The 13322-nt window shown below is 58.8% G+C and carries 11 protein-coding genes; 7 read left to right on the top strand and 4 right to left on the bottom strand.

The features are described 5' to 3' along the window. Positions 1-93: 93 nt before the first annotated feature. From NMD1_RS15040 to NMD1_RS15025, 4 genes are all read left to right on the top strand, one after another. Positions 94-1149 (top strand): acyl-CoA dehydrogenase family protein, encoded by a 1056-nt coding sequence (locus NMD1_RS15040; RefSeq protein WP_118074291.1) that lies wholly within the window; start codon positions 94-96, stop codon positions 1147-1149. Continuing rightward, complete coding sequence (locus NMD1_RS15035; RefSeq protein WP_233497669.1) at positions 1095-2381, top strand: acyl-CoA dehydrogenase family protein; 1287 nt, start codon at positions 1095-1097, stop codon at positions 2379-2381. The genes NMD1_RS15040 and NMD1_RS15035 overlap by 55 nt, the downstream gene beginning before the upstream one ends. A gap of 360 nt (positions 2382-2741) precedes the next feature. Beyond that, a complete protein-coding gene (locus NMD1_RS15030; RefSeq protein WP_125955353.1) occupies positions 2742-3647 on the top strand; it encodes an SDR family oxidoreductase in 906 nt (301 codons plus the stop codon). Beyond that, positions 3644-4414 carry an enoyl-CoA hydratase/isomerase family protein gene (locus NMD1_RS15025; RefSeq protein WP_125955352.1) on the top strand — a complete coding sequence of 257 codons (771 nt, stop codon included), beginning with the start codon at positions 3644-3646 and terminating at the stop codon, positions 4412-4414. The genes NMD1_RS15030 and NMD1_RS15025 overlap by 4 nt, the downstream gene beginning before the upstream one ends. Positions 4415-4429: 15 nt before the next feature. Here NMD1_RS15025 and NMD1_RS15020 read toward each other — a convergent pair whose 3' ends face one another. From NMD1_RS15020 to NMD1_RS15005, 4 genes are read right to left on the bottom strand one after another with little or no spacing between them, the layout of a single operon-like run. Continuing rightward, complete coding sequence (locus NMD1_RS15020; RefSeq protein ID WP_118074295.1) at positions 4430-5146, bottom strand: gamma-glutamyl-gamma-aminobutyrate hydrolase family protein; 717 nt, start codon at positions 5144-5146, stop codon at positions 4430-4432. After that, positions 5146-6477, bottom strand: coding sequence for an aspartate aminotransferase family protein (locus tag NMD1_RS15015; protein WP_125955351.1), 1332 nt, complete (start codon positions 6475-6477; stop codon positions 5146-5148). Before NMD1_RS15015 ends, NMD1_RS15020 begins: the two co-directional genes overlap by 1 nt. Beyond that, a complete protein-coding gene (locus NMD1_RS15010; RefSeq protein ID WP_118074296.1) occupies positions 6474-7625 on the bottom strand; it encodes an FAD-binding oxidoreductase in 1152 nt (383 codons plus the stop codon). Before NMD1_RS15010 ends, NMD1_RS15015 begins: the two co-directional genes overlap by 4 nt. Continuing rightward, positions 7622-8719, bottom strand: coding sequence for a P1 family peptidase (locus NMD1_RS15005; protein ID WP_125955350.1), 1098 nt, complete (start codon positions 8717-8719; stop codon positions 7622-7624). The genes NMD1_RS15010 and NMD1_RS15005 overlap by 4 nt, the downstream gene beginning before the upstream one ends. Positions 8720-9107: 388 nt before the next feature. Between NMD1_RS15005 and NMD1_RS15000 the strand changes: the two genes are divergently transcribed. The 3 genes from NMD1_RS15000 to NMD1_RS14990 all read left to right on the top strand — a co-directional run bounded on the left by NMD1_RS15000 (position 9108) and on the right by NMD1_RS14990 (position 13166). Further along, positions 9108-11294, top strand: a complete 2187-nt coding sequence (locus tag NMD1_RS15000) for a TonB-dependent receptor (RefSeq protein WP_125955349.1) — start codon at positions 9108-9110, stop codon at positions 11292-11294. Between the two features lie 440 nt (positions 11295-11734). Further along, the gene (locus tag NMD1_RS14995) at positions 11735-12688 is read left to right on the top strand and encodes an enoyl-CoA hydratase/isomerase family protein (protein WP_158453974.1); all 954 of its coding nucleotides are present in this window, start codon (positions 11735-11737) and stop codon (positions 12686-12688) included. A 127-nt stretch (positions 12689-12815) separates the two neighbouring features. Continuing rightward, positions 12816-13166: a RidA family protein gene (locus NMD1_RS14990; protein WP_125955347.1), complete on the top strand. Its 351-nt coding sequence runs from the start codon at positions 12816-12818 to the stop codon at positions 13164-13166. The last annotated feature ends 156 nt before the right edge of the window (positions 13167-13322 follow it).

Genomic DNA, 13322 nt, shown 5'->3' with positions numbered 1-13322 from the left:
GATCATCCATTGACCGACCGTTCGATTAATGGGATAGTCCGACTCAGGGCGAAGGATATCGCTTCAGCGCTTTAGTGCAGTGAGGACAACTAGGTGGAGTTCGATTTTTCCGAAGATTACCGGCTCCTTGCTGACCAGTTGCGGCGCGCTCTCGAAGAAGCTGCACCGCTGGAGGCAGCACGGAAGACTGTCGATACTGGTCAGATCAATGTGACGGCCTGGGAACTGCTCGGTGAGATGGGGATCCTGGCCAGCGGCATATCTACTGATTTCGGTGGTAATGGCCTCGGGCCTCTCCCGGTTTGCCTGGCTGCAGAAGCAATTGGATGGTCGGTGGCCGCAATACCTACCGCATCATTGTATCATGCCACCCCGTTGATCCAATCGTGCGGGTCGCCTGAGCAACAGGATCGCTGGCTGCCAGCATTGGCCAGCGGTTCAGCGACAGCCTGTGTTGCGACAGATAGTGCCCTTGCTGTCGAGGACGATCACATTACGGGCGTTATTTCACCTGTTTCGGGCGGAACTGGTGCATCAGTAGCCATTGTCCGAGCCAACAATCAGCTGTGGCTTGTCGACATGGCTGAAAATGCTGTCGAACAGGAGGCGCTAGAAAGCCGGGACCCGGGTCGTCAGCTCTGCCGTATTACATTCCGCAATACTCCAGCCACCCGAATGACTGGCGACGATGCGGATCTCGCGCTCAATCATGCAGTTGTCTGTGTTGCCTTCGAACAGATTGGCGGAGCTTCTAGGGCTCTCAATGGCGCAATTGATTATTCGCGCGAACGCCGCGCATTTGGGCAAACCATTGGTTCGTATCAGGCCATCAAGCACAAGTTGGCCGACATCTGGACCAAGATTGAAATCGCACGTGCGCATGCGATGTATGCTGCGTGGTCGCTCGGCACCGGAGCAGTCGATTTACCGCTTGCCGCTGCCGCGGCTCGTGCCTCTGCCACCGAAGCCTATCTATTTGCCGCACAGGAAACGCTGCAGGTTCATGGCGGCTACGGCTTCACTTTCGAGTCAGACTCGCACCTATTCTACCGTCGAGCCCGAGCGCTGGCGGCCTGCTACGGACCAGCCGTCGAGTGGCGTTCGCGTTTGGCCGCCAGGCTGATCGCCGGCGAGACCACGAAGCATTGAAAGGCCAGCAGATGGACTTCGCCGATTCTCCCATCGATGCCCAGTTCCGCGCTCAAGCGCGGGAGTGGCTTGCCGCGCATGCACCGGTAACGCGCGGTCGAGGACGAGTTGCCTGGCCTGATGACGCGACACTCGTGGCGGCAGCCCGCGAATGGCAAAGCAAGAAGGCCGCCGCAGGTTACGCAGCTATCGCGCTTCCGCGCGAGTATGGTGGAGGCGGCGGGACAACCACCCAGCAGATAATCTTCCGCCAGGAAGAAGAACGATACGACGTTCCATTTGGCGTCTACGAAATTGGACTGGGAATGTGCGTGCCCACCTTGCTCGCACTTGGCAGCGATAAGGTCAAAGAGCGGTTCGTCGCCCGCGCGATCAGCGGTGCTGAGATCTGGTGTCAGCTATTCTCAGAACCCGCTGCAGGCTCTGACCTAGCAGCCTTGCGCACGAAGGCGGTGAAAACCGGAGAAAACTGGCTTGTAGACGGCCAAAAGGTCTGGACCACCGGAGCGCAGTTCTCAGACTATGGGCTCTTGCTGGCGAGGACTGATTCCAGTGCAACCAAGCACGCCGGGCTGACGCTCTTCATTATCGACATGCGTGCGCCCGGAGTCGAGGTGCGACCGATCCGGCAGCTCGATGGTGGTGTCGAATTCAACGAAGTTTTCCTATCCGGAGTTATGATCCCTGACGAGTTTCGCTTGACCGTGCCGGGCGGCGGTTGGGCAGGAGCGATGACGACGCTCATGTTCGAGCGGCTCAATGTCGGTGCAAACATCGGTCTGATTGATTCATCGACGTTGATCGATATCAGTAGACGCCTCGAGACATCAACCGGGCGTGCAAGCGATGATCCCCACGTTCGCGATATCATTGCCCAGGCGTACTTGAATGATCGCGGGCTCAAGCTGCTGACCTACCGGACTTTGACGAACCTAGGCCGAGGCCAGCTACCCGGACCTGAGCAGTCGATCACCAAGCTCGTGATAGCCAGCCAGGCGCAGTTGATTGCCAATTTGCTGCTTGACCTGCGCGGACAGGAAGGAGCGCTGGTCGGGAGTGCGCTGGGCGATGGCTGGGAAGCCGTTGAGAGATCGTGGAGTTTCGGCGCCGCGATGCGCATTGCTGGCGGTACAGACGAGATCCTTCGTAACGTGATTGCAGAGCGCGTGCTGGGTCTGCCGGCTGCTAAGCGTGACGATACCACCCGCCCGTTCAATGAGGACGCGGCGTGATTACGCTCAGAGGAGAGACCCTTGCTCACCTGACCGATTGCTGTGGCACATCGGGAGCCAGCCAATCAGGACCCTTGCATGGTTTCCATCCCAAGGCTCTCTTTGTTGCCGGTCGCAGCCATCTCCTGCAGCAGCCCGGTGCTTCAAGCCTGATGCGGGCTGGCCTCGCTTCGATGGCGTTGCCCGCCGCATATGGCTCCCGACCTTACGCGGCAGAAGCCCGGTGTTGCAAGATTGCTAATCATTTACGCGGGCCGGCAGGCGGTCGCACCGTTCGTTGCAGGGAACCAAACGGGGCACATGATCGGACTTTGAATATCGCTACGGTGCTTAGAAATTTTTGATCCGAAGGGAAGACTGATGACTGATACACTTCGCTACGATGGACGGGTTGCCATTGTCACTGGTGCTGGCGGAGGCCTAGGCCGGGCACATGCTCTAATGCTCGCTAGCAGGGGCGCACGTGTGCTTGTCAACGACCTTGGATCGTCGGCGGCCGGCGCGGGGACTGACGCTGGCCCAGCGGCAAAGGTTGTCGAGGAGATTCGCGCGGCCGGAGGCGAAGCGGTCGTCAATACGGACTCGGTCATCGATGGTGCAAGGCTCGTTGAAGCGGCGCTCGATCATTTCGGGCAGATTGACATCATCATCAACAATGCCGGGTTCCTGCGTGATGTTGGGTTTCACAGGATGACCGAGCAGGACTGGAGCGATCTCTATGACGTCCATTTGCTGGGAGCATTCCGGATCGTCCATGCCGCCTGGCCGCGACTGCGCGACCAGAGCTACGGCAGGATCATCAATACTTCTTCGGCCGCTGGGATATATGGCAACTTCGGCCAGGTAAACTATGGTACTTTCAAGCTTGCGCTCCACGGTTTCACCCAGGCCCTCGCGGTTGAAGGACGCGCACGCAACATTCATGTCAACTCTATTGCACCGGCGGCGGATTCGCGCCTGACCCGAACAGTCATGACTCCTGAACAGCTCGCACCGATGCGCGCAGAACTTGTCAGCCCGCTTGTCGGTTGGCTGGCGCACGAAACCTGCAGCGAGACTGGCAGCTTGTTCGAAGTAGGCGGCGGGTGGGTCAGCAAGCTGCGCTGGCAACGTACCCGAGGCGAACGGATCGGAGGCGGTGAAGATTTCTCGCCGGAACAGGTTCGCGACGCATGGTCGACGATTGTCAATTTTGCTGGCGCAGAGGCACCAAGTGACTTTGCAGCAGGGATGGCACCCTTCCAGAAGATTATGGAAGGCGCATGAGCAAAGGGTATGCGATCGCGCTCGAGGTCGAACGCGACGGACCGATCGCGATCGCACGCCTTGCATCGCCGGAGCGGGGCAATTCGCTGGGGCCGGTTGACCTAGGTCGCATCGCCGACCTGATCAACGATCTGGCCGCAACCAACGATGTAGGGGTCATTGTCCTGACGGGGAAGGATGGAATCTTTTCGGCTGGAGCTGCGCTTGATGCTCTTGCTGACAGCTCTGCCGATGACATGGCCGCGATCGTCGCGGACCAGACTGGACGGCTAGCGGCAGCGATTTCGGGATCTCCGGTCGCCATCGTCGCTGCTGTTGACGGTGCAGCCGCAGGTTCGGGCGCGGGCATCGCATTGCTCGCGGATATCCTGGTCATGTCTTCAAACGCACGGCTGCTCTTCCCGTTTGCTCGGCTAGGTCTAGTTCCTGACACAGGTATCAACCGCAGCCTGATCGCGGCAGTGGGCATGGCGCGCGCGCGCGCCCTGCTAATGACTGGGGGCTCACTGTCTGCTGAGGAATGCCTTAGCTTGGGCCTTGCTGAAACTGTCGTGCCCGCGGATGGACTTCACGATTCCGTGCAGAAGCTGTCGATCAAGCTGGCTGGCGTTCCGCGCGGAACACATGGCGCTATCAGAGCTCTGCTGGCATCCGAGGAGGCTGAAGCGGGATTACTGGCAGAGGCCCGGGCTCAGGCTGAACGAATGCGGGACCCAGTAACCCAAGCTGCTCTGACTTCTGCAGTCGCCCTGCTCCAAGGCTCATAAGGTTGGTGCCGAAATCTACCGAGCAGCCGCTGCGGCGACGAATGCGTCAAACAGGCAACCGTCAGCTTCCGAAATATGGAACTCCGGGTGCCACTGCGTCGCGATCCAGAAGCGGCGGTCCCGTCGCTCAATCGCTTCAACAATACCATCCGGCGCAACTGCTGCTGTGCTCGCGTCGACTCCAGGCTCGATGACACCCTGCGAATGCAGACTGTTGACCGGGAAGCTGTCGCAACCAACAATTTCACTAAGAAGGCTCCCCGGCATGGTGACGACCTCGTGTGCAGCTTCCTCATAGGGTGCCGCGTCACGATGCATGTGCCATTCGGGACGCAGTGACTTGAGTGAAGGAACGATTGTGCCGCCCGCTGCGACATTCATGACTTGGAAGCCACCACAGATACCGAGAAGAGGGAGATCCCGCTCCGTCGCGCGCTGCACTAAAGCCAATTCAAACCGTGTCCGCGCGACTTTCTCCACTGGTTCCTGATCAACAGTTGCGGGATCGATAAGAAGGGGGTGAGGAAATTGATACCCGCCGCCGGAAATGAGCACACCGTCCAGCACGCCGAGATAGTCATCGATGAACTCGGCCTCGTGCGGGAGCATCACAGGCAACGCGCCCGCACTGGACAAGGCTCTCATCATGGCCTTGTTGGCGAAATAATGAAGTTGCCGGGCATCACTTCGTAATTCGACATCAGCCGTAACACCGATCAGTGGTCTGCGCATCAGGCCGTACCCGCAATTGCTTGGTCGATCGCCAACGCGAGCTTGTCAACGATTTCGCCCACCTGCGCTTCGGTGATGATGAACGGGGGAGCAAGCAAGATGTGGTCACCTCGCGTGCCATCCACTGTCCCGAACCCCGGATAGCACAGCAGACCGCTGTCCATCGCCGCGCTCTGGATAGCGTTCCAAACCATTCGCTCAGGAGCGAATGGTTCCTTGCTCTCCCGATCGGCGACAAGTTCAATTCCGAGCAGCAGCCCACGCCCGCGCACATCGCCAATATGGGGATGCTGGTTGAACTTATCAGTCAAGGATTGCCGCAAGAGTTTCCCTTGGCGGCGCACATTGGCAAGGAGGTCCTGTTCTTCGATTTCCTGCAGTACAGCGCAGCCCGCCGCAGCGGCGGTCGCGTGACAGTTATAGGTATGGCCATGGAAAAAGAATCCTCGCCCCCCAGCCAAGGTTGCCACGATCCGATCGCTGACGAGGATTGCGCTAAGCGGCTGATAACCGGCGCCAAGGCCTTTCGCCACCACGGCGATGTCAGGAACCACCCCATCCTGTTCGCATGCAAGGTAGGTTCCGCAGCGTCCGGCGCCTGCCAGGATTTCGTCGAGGATAAGAAGGACACCATACTTTTGACAGACCGCCTGGATCGCCTGGAAATAACCAGGAACTGGCGGAATACATCCCGCAGTGGCGCCAACGACAGTTTCCGCAACGAATCCGGCGACGTTCTCCGGACCAAGTTGAATGATGGCGTGTTCCAGCTCGTCTGCGAGCCGGCGGACATATTCAGCTTCAGTTTCGCTACTGCTCTGCTCGCGGTAGGCATAGCAAGGCGAGACAAAATGATGCGGGGGTAGAAAACCCTCGAAGAGCGATCTGCGGATCAGGTTCCCGCTAACGCCGAGTGCTCCGATAGTACATCCATGATAGCTTTGGCGCCGGGAGATAAAGCGGGTCCGACCGGGTTCACCGTTCTCATTATGAAACTGAAGCGCGAGCTTGAGTGCGCCATCCATCGATTCCGACCCGCCTGAACCGGGATAGACCCAGTCGAGCCCGGCCGGCGTCGCGGCAACCAGCGCTTCTGCGAAACGTTCGACTGCATCCGTCGTGAAGTAGGCGTTGTAGAGATAGGGCATGATATGCGCCTGGGCGGATACAGCATCCGCAACCCGGGTGGCGCTGTGCCCGAGGCACGAGACCCCAGCCCCCGACGCGGCATCGAGATATCGCCGGCCCGAACCATCGATGACATAGGGGCCATCGCCCCCAACGGCGACAGGATAATCACGGCCGAGCAGCCGGCGCATTACATTGGTCATAGCGAGACCTCCCCACCCACCAGACGATCCGGCAAGACCTGATCCGGTGTCAAACCTAGGGAGGCTAAGCCTTCCGGCCACGGCCCGCCCGTTACGAGCGCAGAGACAATTGCTGCCATTGCAGGCGCTGTCTGCAATCCGTATCCACCTTGCCCAGCCAGCCAGAAGAACCCATCGGCGTCGGGCGCGAAACCGGCCGTTGGCACGCGGTCGGATACGAAGGATCGCAGCCCTGCCCAACGATGTTGAATCCTCGGCACCGTCATCGTCGTATATTCCTCGACTTTCCACGCGGCCAACGCGAGATCATATTCCTCAGGCTGGGCGTCGGTGGGAGGACTATCGACTTCGTCCACTGGCGACGCCAGAATCCGTCCGGATTCCGGGATCATGTAGAAATCGTCCACCGCGGCCTTGACGAACGGCCATTCGCTGGCCCCGATTCCATGGGGAGGGTCAAACATGATGACCGTTCGCCGCTTGGGCTCAAGGCCAAGTTGCCGCACGCCTGCCAGTCGTCCCACATGATCAGCCCAAGCTCCGGCCGCATTGATCAGCACGGGCGCAGCATATTGCTGTCCGCGTTCGGTTGTCACCTGCCACAAGCCTGCCTTGTACTCGATGCACACGACGCGGGCTCCGGTAACGGTTTCACCCTTGCCATGCTTGACCCTTCGGGCATAAGCTTGCAGCAATCGGTCGGCATCGAGCCGGCGACCGCCGTAATCGACCACTCCTTCGACTATGCCCTCTCCGCCAGTCTTCAGTACTGGCACCATTGCCAGCATACCTTTTTCGTCGATCCGCTCGATCGTGTTGGTGAACAGCCGCATCTCGGTTTCGAGCCCAGCCAGCGCCTCCACCATTGTCGGGCGAGCTACGAACAACGCTGGTGTCGGCCTGCAAAATGGTTGGTCCGAGAAGTCGCCTGGCGGTTGCTCGAAAAACTCCCGGCTATAGGCGGTCATGGCGCGCACTGCACGGTTGCCAATGCCGAAATGGTAGTATGTCGCGCTACGCCCGGAAGAATGATAACCCAGCGCTAGTTCAGCTTCAAGCACCACCACGCGGGCGTTTCTTGACAGCCCCGCGGCAGCTGACATGCCGGCGATCCCGCCTCCGATTACTAGTACATCGGCGCAATTCATGACGTGCTCTCGGGCCCGCGGCCATAGCGTTGCATAACTTCGACGAGCTTGTCAGTCGGCAGAGCGTGCACAGTTGTCCCATCCACTCCAGTCATTGAATCCGACATGGTCATGGAATTGACGATCGCCTCTTCGACCGCTTCAGAGGCTGCGCGAAAGAGCGGATTCATGGCCTCATTGGGCAGCATGCGAAGACCCTCTGCAATAGCGACATCATTAAAGGGTACGCGATTACCGGTCGAAAAGGCGACTATGAAATCGCCCGATCTATTTGAACCGAAACCACCGACGCGGCCCAGGCCGATGCCGCCGCGCCGCGCCAGTCTTGCGCATTGCGGCGGCAACAGCGGCGCATCTGTTGCGAGCACAATCACGATCGAGCCCTGGTCGCGTCGTTGGGGGCTATCCACGACTTCATAACCGATATGCCGACCGACCGGAACACCATCGACGGTAAGCTCGGACCGGTTGCCAAAATTGGACTGGACCAGAGCGCCGACGGTAAAGCTACCGCATGGGGTGGCCGCTACTCTCGAAGAAGTCCCGATTCCGCTCTTGAATTCGAACGTCATCATGCCGGTTCCGCCACCAATCGATCCTTCGGCAACCCGGCCGCCACTGGCCCCATCGAGCGCAGCGGTGACGTCTGCCCGGGTAATCGGCCCTTCCCAGCCGTCATTGAGTACGCCATCGAAGGTTTCTCCGGCCATTGGCTGATGCCAGCGGTCATCAATCCCATTCTGCTTGGGATGGGCCAGCAGCGTATCACGCAGCACCCCGATCGAAAAAGCCGAGCTCATACAGATTGGCGAGGTGAGCACACCAGTTTCAGCAATCCAATGACTACCGGTAACTTCACCGAATCCGTTGAAGGAATGGAAGCCGGCAAAGACGGATTCCTGCCAATAGGGCACGTTCAGCGGCTGGATGGCAGTGACTCCGGTCCGCAAGACGTGCGGTGCGTCGGCAATCCGCGTTACGTGCCCAACGCGGACCCCGGCCACATCGGTAATCGCATTCAAGGGCCCCGTCGGCAGCGTGCCGATCGTTAACCCAAGGTCGCGAAATCTGCATTTCGTCTTTTGGCTTGTCATTTGGCCCCTAGAAAATCGAGTGATCAGAGCGTGGGTTCATGCTTTAACCGTCCGGACGGATAATGCAACCGGAATTGCGGATCCCTGACAGTCGACTCCGCCAGCTCACCTGATCGCGTTTGCCCGGCCAAGTATGCCGCAGGACCCTTGGGTCTTGTGGTCGAAATGCCCAACCATCTAAGCGGACCGATCCCATCCACGGCAAAGGTTCGGCCCAGTTCACCAGGGCAAAGCGACCTCACGAGACTCCAGTTGTGCTCATGCGTCACATTCATCCGATCCATACCCCTGAAGGTGTTTATCGACCGGTCGGATTATATAAATTGCCCGACCGGTCGATTAATGATACACCGCGCCGACAATGAGGTAATCAAGGGGAGAGGGGCCGATGCGTAAGTTCCCGTTTTTTCTTAGTGCTATGCTGATCAGCATGCCTGCCTTCGCGCAGGAGGCCGATTCGCCTTCAGCCGAGCCGGAGGTTAAAGACAACGCGATCGTCGTGACAGCCCGCAAGCGGGATGAGCGAATTGTCGATGTGCCGCTGTCAATCAGCGCTCTGGGAGCCGGCGATATCGATGCGAAGGCGTCCCTGCGACTGCTCGACCTGGCCAATTCGGTCCCGAATCTGGTCAACATCAGTAACGGGAATGACTCTCTATCGCTGATCGTCGTGCGCGGGGTCGCCAGCCAGTCACGGGTGAACGCAGGATTTGATTCCGGTGTTGGTGTTTACGTCGACGGCGTGGTTCAAGGTAAGCTTTACAGCTTCAACCAGGAACTGTTCGACACCGAGCGGGTCGAGTTCCTCAGAGGCCCACAAGGGACTTTGTTCGGACGCAATTCCATCGCTGGTGCGATCAGCATCACCACTCGCAAGCCCGAATTCGAATTCGGCAGCGACGCAACAGTGCAGCTTGGCAGTTATGACGAACGCCGGTTTTCTGCCTTCCTGACCGGCCCCGTTGCCGAAGACAATCTTGCAATCAGCATCGGTGGCTTCCGGACCACTCGGCGCGGCTATATCACCAACGTCTTCGACGGACAGGATATCGGCGACATCGATTCCGTCGGCGGGCGGATCAAGGCCCTGTGGCGGCCAAACAACGATGTATCGGTCTTGCTGTCAGCAGATTATACGAACGAGGACCAGCTTGCTCCTGTACCGCAGCCGATCAGCGGATATGGCGCTGTCACTGGCACCTACAAGACCAACACTAACCTCCCCCCGATTGCGAAGCGCGAGCTATTCGGTGTTTCGGGTCAGATAGACTGGTCAACCTCAACTGATCTGACCCTGACTTCGATTACCGCCTACCGGACCGCCTCCTCGTTGCGCAATAATGACCCCGACTTCGGCCCATTGGCAGTCGTGGACAGCCAGAAGAAGCAGGATCAATGGCAATTCTCCCAAGAGTTGCGCCTTGCTGGCAAGATGGGGTCTCGATTTTCCTTTGTCAGCGGTCTTTACTATTTCAAGCAGGACGTTGACGGTTACGCCTCGAGCACTTTTGGCAATATTGCCAACGTCCCGGGATTCTTGAGAGGGCTGACCGGTTCTACGAGCGGGATGGTGGGATCGGAATCCTTCGCCGGCTTCGTCAATGCTGATTGGGAGGCGCTACCGCGCCTGACGCTGACGCTCGGGGCACGACTGACCTATGAGAAGCAGACCCTAGACTTCCGTCAGCAAGGCTTCCCGTTCGTTGCACCCACCCTGCCACGTGAAACCGATGCTGGTTCCGACACCGATTTCTCGCCCTTGGTTACCTTGCGCTACAAGCTTGCGCCAAGCGTATCGATCTACGGTACGGTGTCGCGCGGATACAAGAGCGGGGGCTGGAACCTCGACAATGTCACAAGCTTCTTGATCACCTCGTTCAAACAATTGCGGTTCAATCGCGAGCAGCTGACCAACTACGAAGTTGGTTTGAAGGGTGACGTGCTTAACGGTGATCTGGGCTTTGCATTCTCCGGCTTCCAGCAAAATTATGGCGACATCCAGACCGCGAAACTTGTGCCAGTGCTGGGCGGCGGCGGGGCGCTGATCGCGGTTGTCTCGAATGCTGCGAGCGCGAGAATCCGTGGGTTCGAAGGGGAAGTTAAGGTTCGTCCCTTCAAGCCGTTCACGGTTGTCGGAACCCTCGGCTACGCTGACGCGCGATTCAAGGACTACCGCGATACTACGGCCGGCGGCGCACCGTTGATCTTCGACGGCAACCGTATTCCGAATTCTCCCAAACTGACGGCCAGCCTAACCGCCACATTGCGAGTGCCTGTGAATGACAGGCTCACCTTGGGCGGGCGCGCGCAATACAGCTATGTCGATGGCTTCTTCCAGGATCGCGATAACAGCGCCGCGTTGCGGATCCCGTCTCGCGACACCGTCGACATGTCGATCGAAGCCGAGATCGACAAAAACTTCCGGCTGGCGTTCAATGTCAGCAACCTGTTCAACAACCAGGTTCCGGTCTCTATCGGTCCGGGCGGTTTCGGCTTTCCGGGTGTAGGGGCAAATCAAAACGTTCAGTTGTCCCTGCCGCGGATGTGGAATGTTCGAGCAAGCCTGAAGTTCTAGTAATCCCGAATCCTAGGTTAGCGATTCTGGACGGAAGTCCTGAAGGGATCGGATAGAGGCGGTGCGGTTTTCAGACCTACCGAGGCCGCCCGCCTCTTCAACTCTGCTGCGCCGATCACCTCGTTCACTTCTGCTCACAGCCTTGAATTAGGATCAGTCGGGCCCAGGGCTGCGTGTCGAGACATGGTCATGATGCATTTTCTGGAACTGCAGGCTCATTCCAAGGCTCGATAACTATGCATAGCCATGACGCGGCGCGACCGGGCAGCTTTTGATACCAGGCAAGCTGCTTCAATCGCCCAGCAGCGAAATCACGAACGCTATCCTAAATTCAAAGCATGACCATAATGGCGGTGGAATTCGGATAATCCAACGATGATAGCATTTTGATTCTGCGAGGCTCAATGACTGCCCCTGTATCGCTTGTTCAGCGTGGCCCCGTGGCCTGCATCGAGATCGACAATCCACCGGTCAATGCCTTGTCGCACGCAGCGCGCAGTCAGCTCATTGCCGCAGTTGCCGAAGCTGGACGCAGTGAGGCGCAGGCAATTGCGATAGTTGGCAAGGGACGTAACTTCATCGCTGGAGCAGACATTGCCGAACTAGAACATCCGGTACGAGCGCCCGGACTGCTCGAGCTCGAGGAAGCCTGCCGGCTCGCACCGCAACCAGTGATCGCCGTGATGCACGGTATGGTGCTGGGTGGCGGCATGGTTGTTGCCTATTGCGCCGACTTTCGGATTGCGGCGCCGGGCACACTTTTTGGCATGCCGGAAGTCAAGCTTGGGCTGTTGGCAACCTTTGGAGGTACGCAATTCTTGCCGCGACTGGTCGGCATGCCAGCCGCCCTCAAACTCCTGATCGGAGCCGAGCCAATTGACCTGAAGGAAGCGGAGGAAATCGGCTTCGTCGACGCGGTAGGCGATCTGCAGATGGCAGTGACGATGGCTCCTAGGTTCTCAAAACGCCCGGTTCGCAACATCGCAGGCGAACCAGCCAAAGCGGCACTTGCCGCAATCAGTCGTTATGAAACTGCACTGGATCCCGAATGGCAGGCTCCGCAGGCAACCCTTGAGGCTGCACGCGCAGGTGTGGAACACGGACTTGAGGCTGGACTGGCCCTTGAAGCCACCTTGTTTGAGACTCTGAGAGCCTCGCGGCAGTCGCGTGTATTGCGTCGATACTTCTTTGCCAGCCGCGCGCTTGCCCGCCACCCTGAACGCGACATTGCGTTGGCGAGGTTTCGCAAAATCGGGCCTGATCGCGGCGAACTTCGCCGCGCAGCCCAAAACATGATCGATAAAGGCGAGCTAACCGATACCGCAGTCGCAGACGCGGCGATCGTCGAAGCGCTGGCGCTGCCAGCGTGGCGCGCTGACCTGTTGCTCGAGTGATACTACCGATAGGCGGCAATTCGCCATCCGCTTGGCGGCCTGTCCAAGGCAACAGAGCCACCAGTCGACTGCCGCGCCCAATTGACCTCGCGGAACTGGAATTGAATCAAAAGCAGAAGGAACCATCATGGCAAGCATTATACGTCTGAACAGCGGCCCCCGGATGAGCCAGGCCGTAATCCACAACGGTACGATATACCTTGCCGGTCAGATTGGGGTGCCTGGCGAATCTGCGGCCAACCAGACCCAAGACATTCTGACGAAGATCGATGCCCTGCTCGAGCAGAGTGGCAGCGACAGGTCGCACGTGCTTTCCGCGACCATCTGGCTCGCCGACATGGCGGACTTCGAGGAAATGAACGCCGTCTGGGACAACTGGATCGATCGCGACGCTCCCCCTGCGCGCGCTACAGGTCAGTCTTGGCTTGCACGGCCAGGTTGTAAGGTCGAGATCATCGTTGTCGCGGCTGTCAAGTAATCCGCCTTCGTTTCAAATTTGGCCGCGATGTAGCCTGATGGCTTTAGCTGAGTACAGCCCGCGATCGCCTGTACAGTTAGTCTAATTGGATTGAGCCCCCTTTCGTCAGGGCCTGTTCCCCGCACCATCTTAAGAATGAGCTCAGCATCGCTGGGC

The sequence above is a fragment of the Novosphingobium sp. MD-1 genome (assembly GCF_001014975.1).
Lineage (GTDB): Bacteria > Pseudomonadota > Alphaproteobacteria > Sphingomonadales > Sphingomonadaceae > Novosphingobium.
The sequence above is the reverse complement of the archived record's forward strand: the minus strand, read 5'-3'. Positions and strand labels throughout refer to the sequence as shown.

Coding starts and splice junctions, on each gene's coding strand:
- NMD1_RS15030 (WP_125955353.1), top strand. CDS start 2,742: ATGACTGATACACTTCGCTACGATGGACGGGTTGCCATTGTCACTGGT.
- NMD1_RS15025 (WP_125955352.1), top strand. CDS start 3,644: ATGAGCAAAGGGTATGCGATCGCGCTCGAGGTCGAACGCGACGGACCG.
- NMD1_RS15020 (WP_118074295.1), bottom strand. CDS start 5,146: ATGCGCAGACCACTGATCGGTGTTACGGCTGATGTCGAATTACGAAGT.
- NMD1_RS15015 (WP_125955351.1), bottom strand. CDS start 6,477: ATGACCAATGTAATGCGCCGGCTGCTCGGCCGTGATTATCCTGTCGCC.
- NMD1_RS15010 (WP_118074296.1), bottom strand. CDS start 7,625: ATGAATTGCGCCGATGTACTAGTAATCGGAGGCGGGATCGCCGGCATG.
- NMD1_RS15005 (WP_125955350.1), bottom strand. CDS start 8,719: ATGACAAGCCAAAAGACGAAATGCAGATTTCGCGACCTTGGGTTAACG.
- NMD1_RS15000 (WP_125955349.1), top strand. CDS start 9,108: ATGCGTAAGTTCCCGTTTTTTCTTAGTGCTATGCTGATCAGCATGCCT.
- NMD1_RS14990 (WP_125955347.1), top strand. CDS start 12,816: ATGGCAAGCATTATACGTCTGAACAGCGGCCCCCGGATGAGCCAGGCC.